Consider the following 15,043-nt stretch of genomic DNA (forward strand, 5'->3'; position numbering starts at 1 on the left):
CCCACGGGTTGAAGGTGTAGACGGTGGTGTTGCCCTTGCCGTCGGTCAGACGGGTGCGGTTGCCGGCGGCGTCGTAGCCGAAGGTGGTGGTGATGTTCTGGCCGGCGGCGACCGGCTCGGTGAGCGTGGTCGGGCGGCCGAGCACGTCGTAGGCGGAGGCCGACGAGCACTACGGCGGACCCGGCGCGCTGACCGGACCCGGCCGAGGGGTCGGTGCGGGGTGCCGGGCCGGTGCCACGGCGGGCAGCCGGGTCAGTTCTGGCCGCGCGGAGCCGACTTGACGGCCGAGCAGGGCGTGCTGCGATAGTGGCCGGGTGCGCGTCGGCCTCCTCGGACCTTTGGTGCTGGACACCGGCAACGGCCCGGTCCCGGTGGGCGGCCCGCGGCTGCGGGCGCTGCTGGTCCGGCTGGCGCTGGACGCCGGGCGCGCCGTCCGCCCGGCGGTCCTGGCCGAGGCCCTGTGGGCCGGGACTCCCCCGGCCGACCCGGCGAACGCCCTTCAGTCGCTGGCCTCCCGGTTGCGACGTGTCCTCGGCGACCCCGGGCTGTTGACCCTCGAACCGGCCGGCTACCGGCTGGCCGTCGCGGCGGAGGCCGTGGACACCGTCCGGTTCGCCCGGCTCTCCCGCACCGGGGGGCGCCTGCTGGCCGGGGGCCGGCCCGCCGAGGCCGCCACCGCCCTGCGGGAAGCGATGGGTCTCTGGCAGGGCCCGGCCCTGGCCGACGTGCGCGAGGCACCGTTCGCCGGTGCCGAGGCCGAGCGGCTCGAACGGGCCCGGCTGGCCGCCCTGGAGGACCGGATCGAGGCCGATCTCGTGCTCGGCACCGGGCCCGGCCTGGTCGCCGAGCTGGAGTCGCTGACGGCGGACCACCCGCTGCGCGAACGGCTGCACGCCCAGCTGATCCGCGCCCTCGCCGCCGACGGCCGGGGCGCCGAGGCACTGGCCGCCCACCAACGGCTGCGCGGCCGGCTGGCCGAGGCCTTCGGCAGCGACCCCGGACCGGACGTGGAGGCCGCCTACCTCGCCGTACTGCGGGGCGAGGTGGGCCGCTCGCGGCCCGACCCGACCCGGACCGACCCGACCCGGACCGACCCGACCCGGACCGACCCGACGCGGACCGACCGCCCAGGGACCGACCAGGCGCCGGCGCGGGGCAACCTGGACGCGCCGCTGACCAGCTTCGTCGGCCGCCGGGAGGACGTCCGCCGGGTGGTCGGACTGCTCGACCGGGCCCGGCTGGTCACCCTGGTCGGGCCCGGCGGGTCCGGCAAGACCCGGCTCGCCGTCACCGCCGGGCGGCAGCTCACCCCGGCGGGCGGCGTCTGGCTGGTCGCCCTGGCCCCGGTCGGGGCGCAGGACGTGGCCCGGGCGGTCCTCGACGTCCTGCGGCTGCGCGAGGCCGGTCCGCTCCGGCGCACCCCGGCGGCGGACCGCCCGGCCCCGGCCCCCGGCTCCGGCGACGCCGGGCAGATCCTCGACCACCTGGTCGAAGTGCTGGCGGACGAAGAGACGGTGCTGCTGCTGGACAACTGCGAGCACGTGCTGGAGGCCGCAGCGAGGCTCGCCGAGGCCCTGCTCGGCCGGTGCCCACGGCTGCGGATCCTCGCCACCGGCCGGGAGGCCCTGCGGATCGGCGGCGAGACCCTGCACCCCGTCCTCCCGCTCGAACTGCCCCCGCCGGGCGCGCCGGCCGGACAGGCCGGCACCTGCGCCGCGGTCCGGCTCTTCCGGGACCGGGCCGCCGCGGTCCTGCCCGGCTTCACCCCGGACGCCCGCTCCCTGGCCGCGGCGGTCGAGATCTGCCGACGTCTGGACGGCCTGCCGCTGGCGATCGAACTGGCCGCGGCACGCCTGGGCACGCTGCCGATCGAGGTGGTGACGGCCCGGCTGGACGACAGGTTCCGGCTGCTCACCGGAGGCAGCCGCACCGCGCTGCCCCGCCACCGGACCCTGCGGGCCGTGGTGGCCTGGAGCTGGGACCTACTGGACGCCGACGAGCGGGCGCTCCTCGAACGGCTGGCGGTGGTGCCCGGCAGCTTCACGGAGGACGCGGCGCAGGCGGTCGGCGGGCTCGGCCGCCAGGACGACGGCGACCCCGGCACCCACGGCGACGACCTCGCCGACACCGCCGACCGGACCGACGACGTCCGGGAGTTGCTCGCGGCCCTGGTCGACAAGTCCCTGCTGCATCCCGTCCGGACCGCCGAGCCGGGCGAGCCGCGCTACGGGATGCTGGAGACCGTCAGGGAGTACGGCGTGGAGCAACTCGCCCACCGCGCGGAGGCCGACGCCGCCCGCCGGCGCTACCTCGCCTTCCTGCTCGACCTGGCCGAGTCCGCGGAGCCCCGGCTGCGCACCCGCGACCAACTGCGCTGGCTGGCCAGGCTGTCCGCCGAACGCGACAATCTGCTGGCTGCGGTCCGCTGGGCGATCGACGCCGGGGACGCCGCCACGGCCGTCCGCTTCGGGGCCGCGCTCGGCTGGTTCTGGTCCCTGCGGGGCAACCCCCCGGAGTCGCTGGACCTGCTCGGCCGGGTGCTGGAGGTGCCCGGGCCGGTCGATCCGGCGGCCCGCAGGCTGGTACGCGTGGCCCACGCGCTCGGTGTCGCGGAGGTCGGTGCACCGCACGAGGCCGAGGCCGCCCTCGGGCGGATCCGGCAGGCCGTCGAGGGCGTCGGCCCCGGCGCCCACCCCCTGCTGGAGCTGGCCCGGCTGGCCACCGCCGTGACCGCGCCCGGGGCCCGCACGGACACCGGCGGCGCGGACACGCCGGACACCCCGGACAGCACGACCGGCCCGGACGGCACGACCGGCCCGGACGGCGGGGGGCGGGATCCCTGGAGCCGGTCCTTCGCCCTGACGGTCCGCGGCAGGCGTGCCCTGCACGCCGGGGACACCCCCCGCGCGACCGCGCTGCTCACCCGCGCGCTGGCCGGCTTCGAGGAGCTCGGCGAGCGCTGGGGCCTGGCGAGCACGCTGAGCGCCCTCGGCTCGCTCCGGCGACGGTCCGGCGACACGGCCGCCGCGCTGGCGCTGAACGCACGGGCCACCCGGTACTTCCGGGAGCTCGGCATGCGGGAGTACACCGTCGAGAACGACGTGGAGGCCGCCCTGACCCGCGCCCGGGCCGGGGACGTCGCGGGCGGGCGGCGGCAGTTGGAGAGCCTGCGCGACCAGGTGGCACCCACCGGGTCGGCGGAACTGTGGGCCCTGGTGCACCTGGGCCTGGCCCGCCTGGAGTGGCAGGCCGGACGGCCCGGGCGGGCCCGGGCGCACGCACGGGCCGCACCGGCCGGACCGGCTTGCGAGCAGGCGCCCCCGGCGCACCTGACCGCCCTGCTGCGGGCCGTACTCGCCCAGGCGGACGCGGCCGACGGACTCCCCGACGAGGCGGTGCGCCGGCTCGACCACCCGGCGGTGCACCTGGTGCTGAGCTGGGACACCCCGGTCGCGGCAGGGCTCGCCGTGGTGGCCGCCGACATCGAACTCGCCCGCGCCCGGCCGGCCGGCGCCGCCCGGCTGCTCGGCGCGGCCACAGCCCTGCGCGGCACGGACGAGCCCGGTGACGAGGACGTGCGCAGGATCGCCCGGCGGGCCGCCGCCGCCCTGGGGGCCGCCGGATTCGCCGCGGCGCACGCCGAGGGCGCGGCGATGTCGCGGTGCCGGGCCCGGGGCCTGGTCTCCGCCCTCGTCACCGCGCCCGGCTCCGCACCGGGCCGCCCCGGTCAGCCGGCCTGAGCCGGGACGGGCAACGGCGTGGCCCCTTCGGCCGGGCGCCCGCCGGCCGCGCCCAGGCCGGCGACGATCCCGCCGGCCGGGCCTCCGGCGACCGGGGCCGTGCCGGCCGGCACGGGCGTGCCGAACATGGCACAGACCACCGCGAGGTGCAGGGCCCGGTCGGCCTCGACGAGCCCCCGGTCGGCCTCGAACTCGTAGAGCAGCTCCGTCGGCACGAGCACGGTGGCGGTGCGGCTGCCGGTGCCGTCCGTGATGGTGCTGCTGGAGTAGCCGGTGATCCCGCCGTCGTGCGCCCAGACGGTGCCGCAGGGGGTGGCGCCGGTCTCGATGCCGAGGCCGGCGCCGGGCCCGTCCACCGGGTTCTCCGGGTCCATCGGGACGGTGGTGCGCATCTCGGCGAGCTGGGCCGGGGGCAGCAGCCGGCCGGACATCAGCGCGCTGTGGAAGCGGGCCCAGTCCTGCGCGGTGGAGACCACCGCCCCGGCCGCCCCGCCCCAGCTCGGGTCATGGGCGGAGACGTCCACGTGACCGTCGTGGCGCGGTCCGGCGACGTCCCTGAACGCGGCCGGCACGCCCGGCGGCATGTGGGCGGGGTCCGGTTCGTAGCCGTGGGCGTGCCGGCCGAGCCAGGCCGGGCCGGTGGCGAGATAGGTGTGACGCAGGCCCAGCGGCCGGGCGATCCGGTCCCGGACCAGGTCGGCCGGGCTCTGCCCGGTGACCTGTTCGAGCACGGCGCCGACGGCGGCGTAGCCGGTGTTGCTGTACGACCACCGCGCGCCGGGCGCGAACAGCGGCTCGTGCCGCACCCCGACGGCGAGCAGGTCCGCCGAGGTCCACCGCCGCGGGTCCCTGCCCAGGATCGACGGCAGGAGCGCGCCGTCCTCGGTGTAGTCGAACAGGCCGCTGGTGTGGTTCAGCAGCATCCGCAGCGTGATCGCCCCGCCGTCCGGCACCCGGCCCGGCAGCCACCGCTGCACCGGGTCGTCCAGGGTGAGCCTGCCCTCGGCGGCCAGTTGGAGTACCAGCGTGGCCATCATGGTCTTCGTGTTGGAGCCCATCCGGAACTCGTCCCCGGCGTCGAGCCGGTGGTCCCGCGCCGCCCACCAGGCCTGCTCGACGATCTCGACCGGCCGGCCGCGGCCGTCGTCCACCCGCACGATCACGCCCGGCGCCCCGGCCGCCACCAGGGTCCGCGCCAGCTGCGAGAGCCGGGCCCGTAGTGCGCCGTCGCCCTCGACCGTGTCCGGTCCGGACCGTACGGCGGAGGGGGCGGATGCCGCGACCGCGGAGCCCACCGTCCCCGGCGCCAGACACGAAGCGGCCACGACGGCCGTCAGCAGCAGCCGGCGGCGTGACCGTACCGCACGAGCCGGTGAAGAAACCTGATGGGGCATGGGAGCGTTCCTCTGATCGGTGCCGACCTGGACGCCTCCAGCCTCCGCCCCTCCGCTGGCAACCCGCGCACAGCGCGCTGGCAGGCGACCCGCACCACGCACCACCACCGGGGGCAGGGGGCCGGTCGGCTAGCGGAGGAGGCCGCGGACGGCCTCCGGGTCGGTCCGCGCGAGCGGGCCGGCGGCGGGGGCGGCCTTGGCGGCCGCGGCCGGCGGCGGGGTCACGTAGACCGGGTCGGGATCGGGCTCGGGAGCGCAGGTCTTGGCGATCCGACCGTTGCCCTTGGGCAGGCTGCCGTCCCGGAGGTACGCGGTGAAGGTGTCGTCCAGGCAGGCGTTGCCGTGGAAGAGGATCTCGTGGAAGCTGCCGCCGCACTGGACGACCAGCTTCGAGCCGGGCAGCGCGTCGCGCATCGCGACCCCGCCCTCGTACGGGGTGGCGGCGTCCTCGGTGGCCTGGAAAGCGGGACGGGCGGCAGGCCCTTGCCCGCCGGTGCATCGCGAGCCGCGCGCGGGGGCAGCGCAAGCCCCCGGCTGCGGGGGCGGCCGTCCTGGGGAGGCCGGCGGTGTTCCCACGCCGAGCGCGTTCGTACCGGTGCGGCGAACGCCCACGTGGCGCACCTCCTGCTCTCACACCGCGAACCCACAGTGCAACCCGCGCTGCCCTGCCCACATCCCTTGGGCAGGGCGGTCGGCTCTCCAGGCCCAGGGCAAGGGCTCCAACCACGGGCTGCGCGGGGCAACAGTGGTGGCCCGACCCAACCGATCCGCCCGACCAGGGTCGCCAGCGCTGCTACGGTCCGACGGCATGACCCACTTCTGGACGGACGGCACCTTCTGGCCCGCGGCCGATGTCGTGACGCCTCCGGGGTGGCGTGCTGGGCCACCCTTACTGATGAGCCTTTCCCCGGGACGTGGACACCGGAGTTTCATGCGGCGAGTGTGATCCTACGGGACGCCGCTGTCTGCGGTTCGAACTGGACCGGGCTGAGGTAGCCGAGCGTGGAGTGACGCCTTCGGACGTCACGCCACCGACACGACCGCCACGGACCGCCACCGCGGCCTCCAGCGCTTCGGCGGCCAGCCCGGTGCGCATGTGGTCGGCCAACGACCAGCCCACCAGACGCCGCGAGTGCAGGTCGATGACGGTGGCCAGATACATCCATGAACCACCGACCGGCAGATACGTGATGTCGCCGACCCACGGAGATCGGGCCCCGCCGCCGTGAAGTCCCGCCCGATCAAGTCCGGAGCCGGCGGCACGCTCCTGTCCAGGACCGTCGTCCGGCAGCGTCTACGCAGGTGGCGGCCGACGATGCCGTGCTCGCGCATCAGGCGGGCTATCCGCTTGCGATTGACCACCCGGCCCCGAGCCCTCAGCTCGGCATGCAATCTCGGCACCCCGTGAGCGCCCCGGGTCTCCTGGTGGACGTCGCGGATCTCGTGCACGAGTGCGGCCCCGGCCGCCGCCCGATCGGCTCGGGCCCGGGCACCGGCCCGCCAGGCGTAGTACCCAGACCGGGCGGCGCCAAGGACCTCGCACAACCGCTGGACACCGAACTCACCGGCGTGGGCGGAGATGAAGTCCCAGCGGCGGGCCCTCACTTCATCTCCCGCGCGAAATACGCCGCTGCCCGGCGCAGGATCTCCTTCTCGACCTGCCACTCCCCCTCTGCCTTGCGCAACCGCGCGAGCTCGGACCGCTCGTCCGCGTTGAGGCCCTGCTCAGCCGACGCCGGCTCGGCGTCGGCGGCCCGCACCCAGTTCCGCAGGGTCTCGTGGTTGACCCCGATCTCCTTCGCGACCGCCGCGAACGTGCGCCGGACCTCCGAGGCCCGGTACAGCGCGACGGCGTCACGACGGAACTCGTCCGAGTACTTCGACGGACGTCCCATCCGGACTTCCCTTCCTGGATCTACAAGATCCAACTGTCAAGGGTGTCCACGTCGCGGGGCAAAGCTCAGTCGGCCCGCTCGCGCTCGGCGCGGGCCGGGCCGGCTTCGTGCCAGCGGTAGAAACCGGAGCGGGAGATGCCCAGGAGGGTGCACAGCCGCTTCACGCCGTAGGCGTCGTGGTGGTCGGCAACGTGCTGGAAGCGGATCACCAGTTCGTCTCGCCCGCGAAGTATTTGGCTGCCCGGTGCAGGATCTCCCGCTCGAGTTCGAGTTCCTTGACCCGGGCCTTGAGCTGCTTGTTCTCCCTCGCGAGGGCGATCGCCTCGGCGGTACCGGGCACGGCGGCCTGCTCGGCCTCACGTACCCAGACCCGCAGCGTCTCGTGGTTGACGCCCAGGTCCTTGGCCACCGCGGCGTACGTACGCCCCGGGCTCGCTGGGTCACCAGGTCACCCCAGCCCCCCAGCCTGACCCTCCGCCTCACCCGGGTGTCCGCTCTGCTCCGCGCAACGGACACCGCCACCTGCCCGGCTGAGGTTCGATCTTCCGTTCAGCATCCGCCATCGGGCAGTCTGTCGCGTGCACTGGCACAGCTAGACCGACCGTTGGGCGCAGCGCGCGACCGTTCGTCGCACGGCTTGGGTGGACGCCTGGTGGCGGGTTCCCGTGTGGGATGGGATGCCTGGCAGGAGGCGGTACTCCTCCGGTGGGTGAGGGGGCCGACCTCGGCCTCCGGGTCGGGCCGGCCCTGGTGGTCTGGACGCGCTGTCGGGGCCGGCCCCCTTTTCGAGGCTCTCCGTGTCGGGGTGGGACCCCCTGGCCGGCTGGCTCCTCGATCAAGCCCCTGGGCATCCGCGGCCGTTGCAGGCGGCCGTGGAGGCGCCCGGTTCGCAGTGCCCGCCACCACCCGCGAACCCGCTCGTCAGCACGCGGACAACCACTGCGAACAACTGCTCGTCAGCACGGAGAGGCCGCAGACATCGCTTCGCCGTCGTGCTCTTCCCCCCCTTCCGCGATCCTGCGGGCGTGTCCGTGCCGCCGGCCACGGTCCAACCGGATCCCGGGCCGGTGGGGGACGATCCGCTCTCCATCCGCCACTACCCATGCCTGTGCCCCGACAGGACGACCAGGCCACCCCACCCTCACGTAGGTCAGACCGTAAGGAACATCCACTCATGTTCAGAAGAACCTCAGTCCGGCCACCGGCCGAGGACCGCAGCCCTCAGCACCAACCCGCCTCCCGGGTGCCCTCCGCGGCAGCGCGCCGGGCACGCACCGGCCCCGCTCCCGCCCGGCGCCTGGTCACCTCGCTGGTGGCCGCGCTCGCCCTGCTGGCGGGTTCCGCCGCCCTGACCCCCTCGCTGGCAGCGGCGGACCCCACCGAGCCCTACGACGTCGCGGTCGACGCACCGGTGCTGATCGTGCTCGGACAGAGCAACGCGGAGGGGTGGATCGATCCCATCACGGACACCGCCGATGTGAACCAGTGCAACGCCTTCGCCCACGTCAAAGGACTGAACCGGACGGACAACCGGGTGGCCGGAGCAATGACGGCCACCTGGTCGCCGTACAAGTGCAGCGGCGGCGGTGCCAACAACCTCGGTCAGGAGTGGAACGGAGGTCGCAACTACAACGTCGCGTCGCTGACCGCGCTGCGCTGGGAGCGCGCCATCACCCAGCAGCACAAGAACCTGCCCGACCTGAACGTGATACACGTGGCCTGGGGCAGCCAGGGCATCCAGCAGGCCGACGGGACGAACGACCGGTGGTGGCCGGACCGCGACCCGACCGACGTCGAAAGCCTGTTCCCGCTGGCGATGAACACGGTCGGCAACGGCCTGCGGGCGCTGCGGGACGCCGGCAAGGTGCCCCGGATCATCGGCATCCACTGGAACCAGTGGGAGGCCGAGGCTGCGAACGCCTCGACGGGGAGCGCCGCCCAGGTCCAGCAGGCGTTCCTCAACGTCCTGAGGCCCCTGAGAACGATCACCGGCGCCACCTCGACCCCGGTCTTCCTCTACCGTCCGCGCTCGACCCAGTACAACGCTGCGTCGACGCAGGATGCCGCGCAAGCGCTGACGGCGATCGCCAACCTGCCCGGGCCCGACGCCGCCTACGAGCTGCTCGACGCGATGTACGCCAAGTCGGCGACCGGTGCTGACCTCTACAACGCCTCCATCCCGAAGACCTTCGGGATCTTCAACAGCGACGGAAAGCACTACACCCGCGCCGTCCAGGAATGGTTCGCCGACCAGCAGTGGAAGTCGGTGTTCACCGACCAGCGGATCGGCGTGCCAGTCCAAGCCACCGTGGACGCGGCCCTGAACAAGACGGCAACTCAGTCCTCCACCTACCACAACAACCCCGCCTACGCGCCGAACCGGGCGGTGGACGGCAACACCAACGGCACCCTCGCGGCGAGGAGTCTGAGCCACACCGAATCGGAAGCCAACGCGTGGTGGCAGGTCGACCTCGGCTCCTCCCAGCAGATCCGGGGAGTGCGGGTGCTGAACCGCACCGACGACTGCTGCAAGGCCCGTCTCAACAACTTCTACCTCATCGTGTCCGACACCGACCTGACCGGCCGCACCTGGGCCCAGATCCAGGCCGACTCCACGGTCACGCGCGTCTGGGTCAAGGGCACCGCACCCAACCAGCTCACCCTCCCGGCGGGTGTCAACGGACGGTACGTGCGCATCCAGCTCGCCGGCACCAACTACCTCACACTCGCGGAGGTCCTCGTCGACACCCCAGTCTGAGCCGACGTGCCGGCCCCGTAGCCACGCGCGTCACCGCAGGCCAGCCACGCATCCGCAATCGCCAAAGCGGCCGCGCCACCGGGGCGGCCGCACCAGCCCCGGTCGCCGCCGCTGCGCAGGGACTGCGCGGCTGTGCGCAGTCGCAGTTCCGGCCGGTGCCCCCCTTTGCGGCGAACGGTGTTCGCCACAAAGGGGGGCGTAGCGCGCTGACCTGCTGGAAAGGTCGGCGCAAGCCCGGTGGGTTTCGTCTCGGGGCGAAACCCACCGGCCCCCGTGACCGGTTCGGCGGCCGGTGAGTTCTCCGGGCATGACGACGAACGTGATCCCGCTGCCGGTGACCGGGCCGGGTACCGGATACGAGGGCCGGGAGCCGACCGAGGCGGAGAAACGGGAGTTGATGAACGGAGTGCGATGGGCCGGCCAGCATCAGGCGAGGCTGGACGTGTTTCGCTGGGTCTCTTTCTACAACCTCCGGAGGCGTCACTCCACGGTCGGCTACCTCAGCCCGGTCCAGTTCGAACAGCAGACAGCGGCGTCCCGTGAGATCACCCTCGCTGCATGAAACTCCGGTGTCCACGTCCCGGGGGAAGGCTCAGGGCATCTACGCCACCCACAACACCGCCGAGATCAAGACCTGGCTCGCGAAGCACCCACGCTTTCACGTCCACTTCACCCCGACCGGATCGTCCTGGCTCAACCAGGTCGAGTGCTGGTTCGGCCTGCTCACCGACAAACTCATCCGGCGAGGCCTCCACACCTCCGTCAAGGCCCTCGAAGACGACATCAAGGCCTGGATCGCCACGTGGAACGAGAACCCGCGTCCCTTCACCTGGACCAAGAGCGCCGACGAGATCCTCAAATCCCTCGCCGATTACCGCCTGGCCCGGTCGGCGCTGTCGGCGGACTACCAGCGCATCGTGCAGGCTCTCGCGGACCGCAACCGTCTGGGTCAAGGTCCGCTGACGTGCCAGGAGATGGCCGGCTGCTTCGGCCTGGACCCGGTGCCCGCGAGGATCGAGGCGTTGCGGTCGAAGGCGAAGCGGCTGACAGCGCGCGGGTGGCTGGCCGAGCCGGCGCCGGGCCGGTTCACGCTCGCGAAGGCCGTGGCCGGGCCAGGCGACGGGTCATGAGCAGGGTCATCGACCAGTAGACCATCGCCTCCGCGCTGCCGGTGGACCGATCGAAGTCCCGCACCAGGCGGCGGCTTCGCATCAGGTGGGCGAAGAACCGCTCCACGATCCACCGCTTGGGCAGCACGACGAAGCCGCGCATGTCGTCACTGCGCTTGACGATCACCAGGACCAGGGCGAGGACGGTGAGGCCGTACTCGACGAGGCTCCCGGTGTAGCCGCCGTCGGCCCAGACCAGTATCAGCCGGTGGTGCGCGGCGGCGACCCGGGCGAGCAGGACCTGCGCGGCGGCGCGGTCGCCGATGTCCGCGGCGGTGACCAGCACGGCGAGCAGCAGGCCGCGGGTGTCGACCACGGCGTGCCGTTTGCGGCCGTTGATCAGCTTGCCGCCGTCGAAGCCGCGGCTGTCGGCGCCGACGACGGCGTCCGCCTTGACGGACTGGGAGTCGATCACACCGGCGCTCGGCTCCGGGCCCCGCCCGGCCCGCTCGCGGACCTTGCGGCGGAGCCGGTCGTGGAACTCGCGGACCAGACCGTGGTCGCGCCAGCGGCGGAAGAAGGCGTAGACCCGGTCCCACGGCGGGAAGTCGGCCGGCATGGCCCGCCACTTCGTTCCGTTGTCGACCAGGTAGCGGATCGCGTCCAGTATCGCGCGGTGGCAGTACCCCTCCGGCTGCCCGCCCCGGCCCCGAAGCCAGCCCGGCACCGGCAGCAGCGGCCGCACCACCGCCCACTCCGCATCGGACATGTCCGTCGGGTAGCGGCGCACACGGACCCCGTGGTCGGCGGCGTTCCCGAACCGGTGTGCCAGGCAGTCACACGCGAGAGTGACCGAAGTGGACCCCGCTCCCGCGATGCCGTAGAACTGCGACACCAGGGCCTCCTGGAACGCTCTTTGGCGTAGACACCCTTCGAGCTACCAAGAGGCCCTGCTTTCACGCGCTGCGGCCGCCACACTCACCCGATCGAGACTCCCGTTCGACCAGCACCCCTCAAGATCGGAACGACAACAACCACTAATGCGCCGAATGCGCCCGCCCTACATGCGCAATCGCCGTCCACGCCGAGGCAGCCGCCGCCGCGAGCATCGTCCGCGTCGGCGCAGTGGCCGTCGTCACCGCCGCGGGTACCGATGTCGTTCTGGCCGGCGCCACGGACGCTGTGGCCGCGGCCAAGCCGCCGGTGGCGAACACCGTCGCGCCGACCCCGCTGCGAGCGGCGTCTTCAAGGACCTGACCCCGGCCGAGCAGGCGCAGGTGCGGACGTGGATGGCGCAGGCGGCGACGAACCCGCGGCGGTCGTGGACGGCCAGCGACCCGTTGAAGTCCAGTACGCCCGAGGACGCGGAGCGGCCCAAGTACCGGATCCGGTGGCCGGCAGTACCGAGTACAGCCTCTGCACCTGCCGATCCGCGAAGCGGCCGTAGGACAGCAGGGAGGCGTCCCGGCCGAGCGCGACGTGGGTGGCCGCGACGGCACCGTGCCGGCCTTCCACTCTCCACACGAACGGCCGGCGCCCGGATCGCACCCGTCGGCGAGGTTCTCCGCGGCAACCCGGCCGGCCCATCGGCCGCCGGCCGCCGGGGGCGTTCCCACGACCCGCTCCGCGACCGTCCGGCCGCCGGCCCGCGCCTCCCTGACGGGCCGGTGCACCGCGGCCGATGCGGACCCCACCCCTCCGTTTCCAGCAGCCCGCACGTTCGCTAGCTTGTTCGCTGCACCGGCCGCGGATCAGCCGCCGGGCCCAGCCGAAACCGTACGGAGACCAGCCCTTCCATGGACGCCACACACGTCACCCCCGGGGCGCCCAGCCCAGAGGTGCAGCCCGCCACCACCTGCTACCGGCATCCGGCCCGGGAGTCGTTCATCAGGTGCACCCGCTGCGAGCGCTACATCTGCCCGGGCTGCATGCTGGACGCGCCGGTCGGCCACCAGTGCCCGGAGTGCGTGAAGGAGGGCCACCGGAGCATCCGTCAGGCCCGCACGGTGTTCGGCGGGAGGCTGATCGGCACGCCCTTCCTGACGTACCTGCTGATCGCCGTGAACGTGCTGGTGTACGTGCTCGAACTGATCCGTCCGGGCGTCGTCGACCGGTTCGACAGTCTCGGCCAGGGGGTGACCGGGCCGGACGGCCTGCGGTACGTCGTCGAGGGCGGTCTGCTGCCGCCGGGCTTCCGGGAGGTCGGGATCGCGCACGGCGAGTGGTACCGACTGGTCACCTCGGGGTTCCTGCATCTGCCCGCCACACACGGGCAGTTCGGCATCCTGCACATCCTGATGAACATGTACTCGCTGTGGCTCTTCGGGCGGGTGGTGGAGCAGCAACTGGGCCGGGTCCGCATGCTGGCGCTCTACCTGACGGGTCTGCTCGGCGGGTCGGTCCTGGGGTACCTGATCGCCCCGCAGGAGGCGGCGGTCGGCGCGTCCGGCGCGATCTTCGGCCTGGTCGCCACGTACTTCCTGATGACCAGGAAGATGCACCACGACCCGCTCGGCGGCGGGCGGCAGCTGGTGGGGGCGATCATCTGGCTGGTCGCCTCGGCGGGCTTCACCTTCTGGCAGGGCCACCTCGGCGGGCTGCTGGCGGGCTTCGCGGTCGGCTCGGTGCTGGTGTTCGCGCCGCGCAAGGGCCGGGCTCTGATCCAGGCGGCGGGGGTACTGGCCGTCCTGGGGCTGCTGACGGCCCTGGTGTTCGTGCAGACCGCCGATCTCGCCGGGCGCAGCCTCTGGGGCTGACCGGCGAGGTGGTGAGCCCGCGGGCCCGCGGGCTCCGAGGACCGGAGGTGACGTCCGGCCCCGCGCGCCCGCGGGCCTTGCGCCGTGCCGGGCCGGGCGGGCGTCCGGTCCGCCGGCGGCGGCGGTCGAGTCCAGCCCTGCTGCCGGGGCCGCTCGCAGCCGTCCAGCAGGTCCAGCGCGAACTCGAACTCGAACCGGTCGTCACAGCCCTGGCTCACCATGGAGTCGTCGTGGGCGGCCGCGGTGCGCCGCCCGGCGGTGCGGGGTGTCGCCGCGGTGTCTGTCGGCCCACTCCCGCGTGCGCGCCGATCGCCCGGCGGCGGCGCTGGCGGTGAGCCCGTGCCGCACGAGCGGCGGCGCGCCGGAGTCGTCCGGGAGCGGAGGCGGTCGTGGCCCGACCTGTGTGGACCGGAGAGCTGACCTTCGGCCTGGTGACGGTGCCCGTCGCGCCGTACACGGCGACGCAGTCCCACGACGTGCGCTTCCACCAGATGCAGCGCGGTACCCCGGACCGTGTCCGCAACAAACGGGTCAACGAGCGCAAAGGCGCCCAGGTGGACTTCGGGGAGATCGTGACGTGGCTTCGATCGCGAGTTCCGGCAGCAGATGCTCACCAGTTTCGGCAGCACCCAACCCGCGGGCGGTGTTCGACTGTGCCGTTGGAGGTCCTGGCAAGCTCCTGGTCCGAGAGGAGCCTGTAGCACCGGGGCTGAGGGTGGTCGACTCGTACCACTGGAGCTTCAATGAATGACCGGCCCGGGGCGATCGGTCATGTGCGGGCCAGGCTCGCCCGGGCAGCGATCATGAAGGTATTCTTGGGCTCTTCCAGGTGCTCGTTGACGTCCACGTCACCGAGCTCGCGCCAGACCGCCTGGTTGAGCGCGCGTCCGTAAGCGCGGGCGGGGGCCTCCAGAGCCGGGTCGCGGAGCAGGGCAACCCCGCGGTCAGCCGTCCAGAGCTTGGTCATGGTGGCTTGCGCCCCGGTCATCCAGCCGTCCTCGTCGGCACCCCACGGTTCCGGGCGGGCGTAGGCGGCCCGCTCGGCGAGTTGGGCACAGGCAAGGAACTCTTATTTGACCACCGGCACGGCATCCGGGTCCGCACCGGCTTGACGCGGCGCTCGACGCCCTCGCGGCTGATCTCCGCAGCGCGATCCTCGCCGAGGTGACCGGCATGCACCGTCACACCGCACTCCGCCGGGGTCGCCTACGCCCGACGTGACTGGGCTGAGTACCTCCCTGCCCGAATCGAGGACAAGGAGGGCGCTGGCGCTGCGGGACATGCCACGGTGGCATTGGCCCGCGTCTGTGAAACCAAGGTGCCTCGAAGGGCGTCGGTCAGGTAGCGTGCGGACCATGTCGAGCCCTGAGGCAGCCAAGGTGGGGGCTTTC

Annotated in this window: 10 protein-coding genes and 3 pseudogenes; 6 read left to right on the top strand and 7 right to left on the bottom strand. The window is 73.4% G+C overall.

Going from position 1 to position 15,043, the window contains the following annotated elements:
- Window positions 1-314 precede the first annotated feature (314 nt).
- Window positions 315-3,740 carry an AfsR/SARP family transcriptional regulator gene (locus ACZ34W_RS37405; protein ID WP_465610785.1) on the top strand — a complete coding sequence of 1,142 codons (3,426 nt, stop codon included), beginning with the start codon at window positions 315-317 and terminating at the stop codon, window positions 3,738-3,740.
- On the opposite strand, the gene ACZ34W_RS37410 is transcribed toward ACZ34W_RS37405, so the two are convergent.
- The 5 genes and pseudogenes from ACZ34W_RS37410 to ACZ34W_RS37430 form a co-directional block, all read right to left on the bottom strand.
- Window positions 3,728-5,134, bottom strand: coding sequence for a serine hydrolase domain-containing protein (locus ACZ34W_RS37410; protein WP_465610787.1), 1,407 nt, complete (start codon window positions 5,132-5,134; stop codon window positions 3,728-3,730). The genes ACZ34W_RS37405 and ACZ34W_RS37410 overlap by 13 nt on opposite strands.
- A 129-nt stretch (window positions 5,135-5,263) precedes the next feature.
- Entirely contained in the window at window positions 5,264-5,548 is a 285-nt protein-coding gene (locus ACZ34W_RS37415; RefSeq protein WP_465610789.1) for an alpha/beta hydrolase, read from the bottom strand.
- Between the two features lie 610 nt (window positions 5,549-6,158).
- A pseudogene (locus ACZ34W_RS37420) lies at window positions 6,159-7,029 on the bottom strand (IS3 family transposase); the annotation flags it as partial.
- Window positions 7,030-7,094: 65 nt separating this feature from the next.
- Window positions 7,095-7,238: a hypothetical protein gene (locus tag ACZ34W_RS37425; protein WP_465610791.1), complete on the bottom strand. Its 144-nt coding sequence runs from the start codon at window positions 7,236-7,238 to the stop codon at window positions 7,095-7,097.
- Window positions 7,235-7,450 (bottom strand): annotated as a pseudogene (locus tag ACZ34W_RS37430) (transposase); the annotation flags it as partial. The pseudogene ACZ34W_RS37430 and the gene ACZ34W_RS37425, both read right to left, overlap by 4 nt.
- Before the next feature lie 753 nt (window positions 7,451-8,203).
- On the opposite strand from ACZ34W_RS37430, the gene ACZ34W_RS37435 reads away from it, so the two are divergent.
- The 3 genes and pseudogenes from ACZ34W_RS37435 to ACZ34W_RS37445 all read left to right on the top strand — a co-directional run.
- Window positions 8,204-9,787 carry a discoidin domain-containing protein gene (locus ACZ34W_RS37435; protein ID WP_465610793.1) on the top strand — a complete coding sequence of 528 codons (1,584 nt, stop codon included), beginning with the start codon at window positions 8,204-8,206 and terminating at the stop codon, window positions 9,785-9,787.
- A gap of 307 nt (window positions 9,788-10,094) precedes the next feature.
- A complete protein-coding gene (locus ACZ34W_RS37440) occupies window positions 10,095-10,349 on the top strand; it encodes an IS3 family transposase (RefSeq protein WP_465610795.1) in 255 nt (84 codons plus the stop codon).
- A 40-nt stretch (window positions 10,350-10,389) separates the two neighbouring features.
- Window positions 10,390-10,653: pseudogene (locus tag ACZ34W_RS37445) on the top strand (transposase); the annotation flags it as partial.
- Window positions 10,654-10,873: 220 nt separating this feature from the next.
- Here ACZ34W_RS37445 and ACZ34W_RS37450 read toward each other — a convergent pair.
- Window positions 10,874-11,665: an IS5 family transposase gene (locus ACZ34W_RS37450; RefSeq protein ID WP_465610797.1), complete on the bottom strand. Its 792-nt coding sequence runs from the start codon at window positions 11,663-11,665 to the stop codon at window positions 10,874-10,876.
- A 1,027-nt stretch (window positions 11,666-12,692) separates the two neighbouring features.
- Here ACZ34W_RS37450 and ACZ34W_RS37455 point away from each other — a divergent pair.
- Together ACZ34W_RS37455 and ACZ34W_RS37460 are read left to right on the top strand one after the other, a co-directional pair.
- Window positions 12,693-13,652, top strand: coding sequence for a rhomboid family intramembrane serine protease (locus ACZ34W_RS37455; protein ID WP_465610799.1), 960 nt, complete (start codon window positions 12,693-12,695; stop codon window positions 13,650-13,652).
- 431 nt (window positions 13,653-14,083) lie between these two features.
- Window positions 14,084-14,353, top strand: a complete 270-nt coding sequence (locus ACZ34W_RS37460) for a Ku protein (protein ID WP_465610803.1) — start codon at window positions 14,084-14,086, stop codon at window positions 14,351-14,353.
- 68 nt (window positions 14,354-14,421) lie between these two features.
- Here ACZ34W_RS37460 and ACZ34W_RS37465 read toward each other — a convergent pair whose 3' ends face one another.
- Complete coding sequence (locus ACZ34W_RS37465) at window positions 14,422-14,640, bottom strand: hypothetical protein (RefSeq protein WP_465610801.1); 219 nt, start codon at window positions 14,638-14,640, stop codon at window positions 14,422-14,424.
- Between the last annotated feature and the right edge of the window lie 403 nt (window positions 14,641-15,043).

The sequence above is a fragment of the Kitasatospora sp. NPDC022856 genome (assembly GCF_055561235.1).